Annotated in this window: 3 protein-coding genes; 1 reads left to right on the top strand and 2 read right to left on the bottom strand. The window is 60.2% G+C overall.

Annotated elements, in window-relative coordinates:
* Positions 1–518 (bottom strand): hypothetical protein (locus QZY07_RS21255; RefSeq protein WP_295407074.1); only part of this gene is annotated, 518 nt, incomplete at its 3' end.
* Positions 519–540: 22 nt separating this feature from the next.
* Positions 541–891 carry a helix-turn-helix domain-containing protein gene (locus tag QZY07_RS21260; RefSeq protein ID WP_295407076.1) on the bottom strand — a complete coding sequence of 117 codons (351 nt, stop codon included), beginning with the start codon at positions 889–891 and terminating at the stop codon, positions 541–543.
* Between the two features lie 347 nt (positions 892–1,238).
* Between QZY07_RS21260 and QZY07_RS21265 the strand changes: the two genes are divergently transcribed.
* A complete protein-coding gene (locus tag QZY07_RS21265; protein ID WP_295407079.1) occupies positions 1,239–1,487 on the top strand; it encodes a hypothetical protein in 249 nt (82 codons plus the stop codon).
* Positions 1,488–1,641: the final 154 nt, after the last annotated feature.

The following is a 1,641-nucleotide window of genomic DNA, read 5'->3' on the forward strand; positions in this document are numbered from 1 at the left end:
GCCTTCATCGGGTAGACAACGATCTGAAGGCCGCCATGCTCGCCGGTCCCGGTCAGTTGCTCCTCGGCCGTATAGCCCGCGCCCAGCGGCATCGCCACGAACTGACGGATCAGGCCCTGGCGCACCGCGAACCCATCCAGCCAGGGCTGGTCTGGCACCACCACATAATCCTGTGGCAGCGGCGCCAACGCCTCCTGCCACGCCTCGCCGGTCACCGCGTTGATCTTGCCGGCCGCGATCTTGACCGCACAGGGATAGTCGCCCGCGAAATTGATCCACAGCGCCTCCGCCTGATACATCGGCAGGAACACCCCGCCATGGCGCAGCCAGTCCGCCGGCACCCGTGACTTGAAGTCATCGACATGCTGCAACGGGAAACGCCCCAAGCCGGGCGGTAGCGGATAGTCGCGGTTATCGTCGGGGATGCGCAGGGTACGCTGAAAGTCGATACGGCAGCGGGCCTCGGTATGCACCTCGGGGAAGCGGAATTCGAGTCGATCCTGGGTGAGTTCGATCATGGCTGTTCTCCTGTGACAGACGCTACCAGTCGCCGTTCCGAACCTCACGCACCACGCGCAGGATCGCGTCGTCTGGCAATTCCCGAAGCTGACGCAGCACCTCGGCGAACAAGCGCGGCCGGGCGCGGATAATCGCCTGTAGCTCCGACGACACCTTGCCCGCCATCGCGAGCAGCACATCCGCGTCCTCGTGCAATTCCAGCGCGAGCTTGCGGATCGTCGCCTCGGAGGGCGGCGCCACCTCGCCGCGCTCGACCTTGCTCAGATACGCCGGCTCGATCCCGACCCGCTGCGCGACCTGGCGCAACGAGTAGCCCTTGTCCTGCTTGCGCAGGGCTTCGCGAGTTGTGCGGAGATAGCTACTAAATGTCATGTGTCGTATATAGTACATGATAGAGCGGAACGCAAGCTGTGCCGATGCCTGGGAGCGAGGCCGCACGTTGACGCTGATCAGCGCATCCAAGCGCCGACGCTCAAGGCCGCTGGGCTTTACCGAAAAGGGAACAACCAGGCTGGGGACTCCCTACAGCCCCCGCCCAAGATGACCGCGACGGCGAGAATCATTCGGGAAGAGAGGAAACCCCGGCGCGCGCGGGTCTGCGCTGTCGTCAGTCCTGCGTGGAATATTCCCCAGGGTGTTATTCTTCGGAGCCCACGGATGCCCCACGGACGCCGCTTGACCGCCGACGCATCCCGAATCGAGAGCGAAGGAAATCCGCGATGCCCACCACGATTCAAGACCTACTGGCCGAATTCACCGAAGCCGCCCGAAATAACCGCGACAAGGGCGACCTGTTCGAGCGCCTGTTTGCCAACTATCTCGTAACCGATCCGCAATATGCCGAGCTGTTCGAGGCCGTGTGGTTGTGGTCGGAATGGCCGGACCGCTGGAGCGCCGATGTCGGGATCGATATCGTCAGCCGCGAGCGCGCGACCGGGGACTATTGGGCGATTCAATGCAAGTTCTAAGTACTTCATTACAATTGTTTGTAGGAATGCAAATATGGTATTAGTTAAATTGAATCTTATATTCTTTTCCATATGATAATAAGATTCCCCGAAATTCAGCTTCAAGTAATTTAAAATTCTTATAAGCCGAGTTTGGCATCCATTCATATTTGAC

The sequence above is a fragment of the uncultured Thiocystis sp. genome (assembly GCF_903866365.1).
Taxonomy (GTDB): domain Bacteria; phylum Pseudomonadota; class Gammaproteobacteria; order Chromatiales; family Chromatiaceae; genus Chromatium.

What these genes read in the sequence shown, in the direction of transcription:
- QZY07_RS21260 (WP_295407076.1), bottom strand. Translation starts at nt 891, where the DNA reads ATGACATTTAGTAGCTATCTCCGCACAACTCGCGAAGCCCTGCGCAAG.
- QZY07_RS21265 (WP_295407079.1), top strand. Translation starts at nt 1,239, where the DNA reads ATGCCCACCACGATTCAAGACCTACTGGCCGAATTCACCGAAGCCGCC.